The organism is Kribbella sp., assembly GCF_035655035.1.
Lineage (GTDB): Bacteria > Actinomycetota > Actinomycetes > Propionibacteriales > Kribbellaceae > Kribbella.
In genome coordinates, this window is the sequence record NZ_DASRVN010000193.1 from 1 (window position 1) to 5911 (window position 5911).

Sequence of the window (5911 nt, forward strand, 5' to 3'; positions counted from 1 at the left end):
CGCCCGCACCCCCCGCCTCCACACCATGATCTCCTTCCCCCTCGAACCCCCCGAATAAGCAGGTGACCCCGATCGCTGGCGTCGGGAGAATGTCTGGGTGGATGAGGTTCAGGTTGTTGTGGCGCACAGTGAACGTGCGACCTTGCGGGTCGGGGATGTGTTTTTGAAGGTCGACGGGGACCAGGGGAACCTGGATGTCGAGGTTGAGGCGATGCGGTTGGCGCCGGTGCCTACGCCGGAGGTGTTGTGGCGGGAGCCGCAGGTGCTTGCGCTGGCCGCGGTGCGCGGTACGGCGCTCGGGCGGCTCGGGGAGCCTTCGCCGGCGTCGCCGGAGGCGTGGGCCGCGGCAGGTGCCGCCGTACGGAAGTTGCATGAGGCACCTTTGCCGCCGTGGTCGGCTCCGGCCGGTGAGGAGATCGTGGCGCGGCTGGACGGCGAATGCGAGTGGCTGATCGCGAACGGCGTACTCCCCGCCGACCTGGTCACCCGGAACCGTGAGGTCGCCGAGCTGGCGTTCCGGCCGTGGGAGCCGGTCTTCGCGCACGGCGACCTACAGATCACCCACGTGTTCACCGAGGGCGCCGAGGTCACCGGCATCATCGACTGGTCCGAGGCGAGCAAGGGCGACCCGCTGAACGACCTCGCCAGCCTGACGCTCGGGCACGAGGAGTGCCTCGACGACCTGCTCGCGGGCTACGGCACCGACGTGGACCTCGACGTGATCCGCGCCTGGTGGTCGCTTCGCAGTCTCCTGGCGTCACGCTGGCTGATCGGGCACGGCTTCGACCCGAACGAGCCCGGCGCCGAGTTCGACGTACTCCGGGCGGCCTACGAACGGTCGTAGTGCGACGGCGGGAACGGATGCCGCTCGGTGAGCGGGTAGATCTCGCCTTCGGACTCCTCCCGGCGCAGCTCCGCCTCGGACTCCTGGTACTCCTCGGTGTCGCGCACGTCCGTCGGCACCGGCGCGTCGGTGGCCGGCGGTACGTCGTCCGGGTCGTAGTCGTCGATGCCCGCCGCGACGCGCTCCTCCTCGGTACGCCGGGCCAGCGCGTCGTCGTCCGGGCTCATCGGCGCACCACCGTGCTCACGCCGGTCCCGCCGGGCGTTCTCGGACGTCTCGAAGGGTTCGTCGGTCATCGTTCCTCCTCAAGCGCGACTTCTCGAACCCACGGTACGCCCGTCACCCACCGGCAGGTCCCGTGCGTATGCCGGCGAGACCACGCGCCGACCGGGTTCGAAGGCGCGGGGCGGTCCACCCCACCGCGACAGCCGCACACGCGCCGAGCTTCACAGTCCGCGAGCCGGTGTGCACAGGCTCCCGCATCCGGGAGACAGGTCCGGATGCCTGTCCTTCACGTACCGTCGTCCGATGACCGATGCGACCGCACCACGCCTGCTTCTCGTGGACCTCGACGCCGAGCTCGTCGCGGCCTGGCGGGAGGCATTCGCGGCGCAGATCGCGGACGGTACGGTCGACGTACGGCACGGCTCGCTGCTCGACGTACTGCCGGAAGTCGACGCAGTACTCACGGCCGGCAACAGCTACGGCCAAATGGACGGCGGCGTCGACCGCGCACTCTCCGACCACTGGCCGAGCGTCCAACGCTCCGTCTGGACAGCGATCGCCGAGGAGTTCCACGGCTACCAGCCCGTCGGCACCGCAACCCTCGTCCCCACCGGCGGCGACCCCTGCCGCTGGCTCGTCTACGCCCCCACGATGCGCGTCCCGATGCGCCTCACCGGCGGCCTCGACATCGCCGTACACGACGCCTTCTGGGCCGCATTACTTGCCATCAGCAACCACGCCGCCCCGATCACCACCATCGCCGCCCCCGGCTTCGGAACCGGCTTCGGCCGGGTCCCCGCCGCCCGCGCCGCGCAACTGATGTCCGCCGCCCACACCCTGCACCGCCTCCCACCGACCACCCCGATCTCCCAGCGCGAGCGACTGTTCTAAACCCGTTTCCACCGACTCTCCGGCACTGCCAGACTCCAAAGATGAGCGAACACACAGCCAGGGCGATCCGGCTCTTCGACGACCTGGCGTCGAACTACGACGAGGTGCTCCCGTTCTTCCGCGGGTTCGCCGAACTGCACGTCGATTGGCTCGGCCCCCAGCCCGGCGCGGTGGTGCTGGACCTCGGCGCCGGCAGCGGCTCGCTCACCGGAGCCTTCCTCGAACGCGGCTGCACAGTCACCGCGATCGACGCAGCCCCCGCGATGATCGCCAAACTCGCGAACCTGCACCCAACCGCCACGACCCACGTGATGGACGCGCACCACCTCGCCTTCCCAGACGCAACCTTCGACCTGGTCTGCGCCGGCTTCGTCATCCACCTCCTCGACGACCCCGCGACAACCGCCGCCGAAGTCCACCGGGTACTACGCCCGGGCGGCGTGTTCTCGTTCTCGACACCCTGCGACGTCGAGAACGCGCCGGAATGGGACTTCTACGGCGCGCTTTTCCGCGAGTTCCAGCCCTACATCCCTGAAGGCCAAGGCCGCCTGGGCCGCCCCCTCAACGGCAGACAACTACTGACCGACACCGGATTCCACGCCCTCGACCAGACCGACGTCACGCAGCACCTCCCCGTCCCCGACCCCGACACGTTCTGGAACTGGGCCCTCTCCCACGGCTCAAGAGCCTTCATCGACGCCCTGCCCCCACAACAACGCACAGAGTTCGAATCCCGGGTCCGCCGGCACCTCTCCCCCATGACCCCCACAACCCACCCCACCGCCGCCACCCTCACCCGCGGCACCCGGCTATGACCAACGGACGAGCCAGACGCGCCTGGATGGAAGGCCATCTGGAGTGGGCAGCGCGCGAATTCGACGTCCAGCTACTAGGTACGCCGGTGCATACGCCACGGCTGCATTCGGTTGGTTGCCGTGTCCTCGACGCGGGCGAGGACGCCTGGTTGCGCGTCGTCTACGCGGATCCGGAATGGGGCGACGGCGAGTACCTCGAGTCCAACGTGGCCGCGAACGACATCCACGACGTACCGAAGCCGTCGGTCGAACGATGGAGCGAGTGGTACGACGACGACCGGCGCATGCGCGGAGAACTCAGCACCTTCGTCGCCGACCCCGCCGTCTCGGCCGGCATGACCCCGACCACCGAACCGGAGATCTCCGACCGCTGGCTCTCCGATCTCGCCAACGCGCTCCACACCCTCGCGGCCCATCCCCTCCCCAGCCACGGCATGGACGCGACCGACGTCAACGACGGAATCCGCGCGTACTTCGGAATCGACGTCGACATCTCCCGCGTCCCCTGGATCACCGCGCACTGCGATCTGCACTGGGGCAACCTCACCGCCCCGAACCTGACCATCCTCGACTGGGAAACCTGGGGAAAGGCGCCCGCCGGCTACGACGCCGCCAGCCTCCTCTGCGCGACGCTGACCTTTCCAGCGCTCTCCCGCAGACTCCGCACCGCCCTCGCCGCCTTCCTCGACACCCCCACCGCCCGCATCGCCATCCTGGCCGCGGCCACCCGCTACCTCCGCTTCGCCGATGGCGGCGAACTCACCGAGTTGGCAATCCCGGTCCGCCGCCTGGCCGACGAGTTCCTGTAACGGCGTTTCTCCTTACGTGTAAGGGATTCTGTGGCCGCTCGATTTGGGCGTTACTGTTCCGTGATCTATGCTGAACATGTGTTCGATTGTGATCTGGGTGAGCTCGATACCGTGGCCCTGCTGGCCGCGGCGGCCGAGTTCGCCCAGACCCAGGAGCGGGCCGCGGTCGCGGTGTTGCGGGCGGCGCTCGCGTTCGCGGACCGCAACGGAGTGCTCGAGGGATATCCGGACGATCCGTTGCGCGGGCGGCCCGGTGAGCCGCTGCCGGGGTTCGAGCGGATCTGTGTGTACGGCGGTGACGGGTGTCCGGGGGTTGCGGAGTTCGCGCCGATCGAGCTCGGTGCGGTGCTGGGGATGTCGAGTGGTGCGGCGGCGTCGTTGATCGGGGAGGCGTTGGCGCTGCGGCACCGGCTGCCTCGGGTGTGGGCGGCGGTCCTGGCCGGGAAGGCCGTTTCCTGGCGTGCCCGCAAGATCGCCGATGCCTGTCTGTCCCTCTCGATCGAGGCCGCGTCGCTGGTGGACCGCCGGGTGGCGGGGATCGTGAACACGGTGACACCGAGCGCGTTGGCGAAGATCACCAAGGCGGCGGTATGGGAGGCCGATCCCGATCGGGCACAGGCTGAAGCCGAGGCCGCGGCCAGGACGCGGGGCGTATTCGTCGCGCAGTCGGATATCGACGGTACGAAGCGATTCTGGGTACGCGCGGCGGCGGGTGACGTGATCCGGTTCGACGCCACGATCGATGACCTCGCCCGAGCGCTGAAGGCTCTGGGCGACACCAGTCCGCTCGACGAACGCCGCGCCAAGGCAATCGGCTGGATCGCCGACCCCGCGGCCGCCCACCAGCTGATCGAGGTCGCCCGCCACCTAGCCCGCACCGCCGCCGGCCCCACGGACCCCGAGGACGCAGCCGGAGCAGCGTGCAGCGCCGACCCTGGCTGCGGTGCTGACGGCCCGCCTGCTCCGAAGCGCAGCCAGACATCCGAGCCTTCGCGAGAGGCTGACGCCGCCGCAGCCCACGGAACCGGGAACGACAACGCCGGCGGAGGTGACGGCGATCGCGACGGCCGCAGCGACGGCGAGGTGGACGCATTCACTCGGCTGGCACTGGCCGGGTCTCTGTCCGCCAAGCTCGCCGCGATCAAACAAGATGCCTACAGCAACGGCCTTGGTACCGGCAGCGTCAAGCGCAACCGGCACACCCTGTACGTCCACCTCACCGATCACACTCTCGCCACCGGCAACGGCGTACTGCGAGTCGAAGACCTCGGACCGCTCCTCGCGAGTCAACTGACCGAGCTGCTCGGCCACGACCAGATCATCGTCAAGCCCGTCATCGACCTGGACGACCAAGTCAGCGTCCACGCGTACGAGATCCCGGCCCGCATCCGCGAACGCGTCCGCCTCCGCCACCCCGTCGACATGTTCCCGTACGGCGCGGCCGAGGCAACCACCCGAATGGACCAGGACCACATCACGCCGTACAAGCACGTCAGACCACCCGATCCACCAGACTCACCCGGCCGAGCGGGCCAAACCAGCACCGACAACCTGATACCGCTGACCCGCCTCCACCACCGCGCGAAAACCTTCGGCGGCTGGACCAACCGCCGCCTGCCCACCGGCGCCATCGAATGGACCAGCCGCCACGGCTACCGCTTCCTCGTGAACCACACCGGCACCCACCCCCTCCCACCCCGAACTCTCTTCCAGCAAGTGAAAGCTCGGCCCGTGCGCTTAACACGAAGTTCGAGCACGACGGGCAGTTGGCCCAGCGAACTGCCTCCTCACGTGTGAACTCTTGCGGTGGAGCTATCGGGTCCGAACCCCGATCACGCCTGCCCTAGAGGGTCCCGCCCGCAACCAGCCACCGTCCGAGGTCCCGTGGATCTCCGCCCGCGCTGCTGTTCCTGCTGCTCGCCCGCGACACAGGCCACCCGTCACTAACCGGTTGCAAGCCGGACGGCGCTCAGGATGCCCGGGAGACCGGCTGGGTTGGCCAGCTTCAAGCCTTCGAGCTCGCTGGGCCGGAACCAGCGGAGATCGTCGTGCTCCTCGGGCTCGGCATTGACCGGCTCCCCGTCCCAGCGCGTAATGAGGAACGCGCGCATGTCGAGGCCAGGGTCACCGACCGCCATCGGGAACAGCACGGCATCGTGGACGCGAACACCAAGCTCTTCGAGGCACTCCCGCCGGACAGCCTCGTGAGGCAACTCCCCCGACTCGACATGCCCACCAACCAGGTCCCAGCAGTCCGGATACCACCGCCGCGACGGATGACGATGCACCATCAGCACAAGACCGTCACGCACCAACGCAGCAACTGC

Annotated in this window: 7 protein-coding genes; 5 read left to right on the forward strand and 2 right to left on the reverse strand. The window is 68.9% G+C overall.

Going from position 1 to position 5911, the window contains the following annotated elements; genetic code table 11:
- The first annotated feature begins 97 nt into the window (after window positions 1-97).
- On the forward strand, window positions 98-844 hold the full coding sequence (locus VFF46_RS11370; RefSeq protein ID WP_325037045.1) for an aminoglycoside phosphotransferase family protein: 747 nt from the start codon (window positions 98-100) through the stop codon (window positions 842-844).
- Here VFF46_RS11370 and VFF46_RS11375 read toward each other — a convergent pair.
- Window positions 829-1140 (reverse strand): hypothetical protein, encoded by a 312-nt coding sequence (locus VFF46_RS11375; RefSeq protein WP_325037046.1) that lies wholly within the window; start codon window positions 1138-1140, stop codon window positions 829-831. The genes VFF46_RS11370 and VFF46_RS11375 overlap by 16 nt on opposite strands.
- A 232-nt stretch (window positions 1141-1372) precedes the next feature.
- Here VFF46_RS11375 and VFF46_RS11380 point away from each other — a divergent pair, with 232 nt between their 5' ends.
- The 4 genes from VFF46_RS11380 (at window position 1373) to VFF46_RS11395 (ending at window position 5381) form a co-directional block, all read left to right on the forward strand.
- Window positions 1373-1960 (forward strand): macro domain-containing protein, encoded by a 588-nt coding sequence (locus VFF46_RS11380; RefSeq protein ID WP_325037047.1) that lies wholly within the window; start codon window positions 1373-1375, stop codon window positions 1958-1960.
- A 41-nt stretch (window positions 1961-2001) separates the two neighbouring features.
- Window positions 2002-2775, forward strand: coding sequence for a class I SAM-dependent methyltransferase (locus VFF46_RS11385; protein WP_325037048.1), 774 nt, complete (start codon window positions 2002-2004; stop codon window positions 2773-2775).
- Between the two features lie 26 nt (window positions 2776-2801).
- Window positions 2802-3584, forward strand: coding sequence for a hypothetical protein (locus VFF46_RS11390; protein ID WP_325037049.1), 783 nt, complete (start codon window positions 2802-2804; stop codon window positions 3582-3584).
- 78 nt (window positions 3585-3662) lie between these two features.
- The gene (locus VFF46_RS11395; protein ID WP_325037050.1) at window positions 3663-5381 is read left to right on the forward strand and encodes an HNH endonuclease signature motif containing protein; all 1719 of its coding nucleotides are present in this window, start codon (window positions 3663-3665) and stop codon (window positions 5379-5381) included.
- 146 nt (window positions 5382-5527) lie between these two features.
- Here the strand turns inward: VFF46_RS11395 and VFF46_RS11400 are convergent.
- Window positions 5528-5911 (reverse strand): NUDIX domain-containing protein (locus VFF46_RS11400; RefSeq protein ID WP_325037051.1); only part of this gene is annotated, 384 nt, incomplete at its 5' end.

Coding starts and splice junctions, on each gene's coding strand:
- VFF46_RS11375 (WP_325037046.1), bottom strand. CDS start 1,140: ATGACCGACGAACCCTTCGAGACGTCCGAGAACGCCCGGCGGGACCGG.
- VFF46_RS11380 (WP_325037047.1), top strand. CDS start 1,373: ATGACCGATGCGACCGCACCACGCCTGCTTCTCGTGGACCTCGACGCC.
- VFF46_RS11385 (WP_325037048.1), top strand. CDS start 2,002: ATGAGCGAACACACAGCCAGGGCGATCCGGCTCTTCGACGACCTGGCG.
- VFF46_RS11390 (WP_325037049.1), top strand. CDS start 2,802: ATGGAAGGCCATCTGGAGTGGGCAGCGCGCGAATTCGACGTCCAGCTA.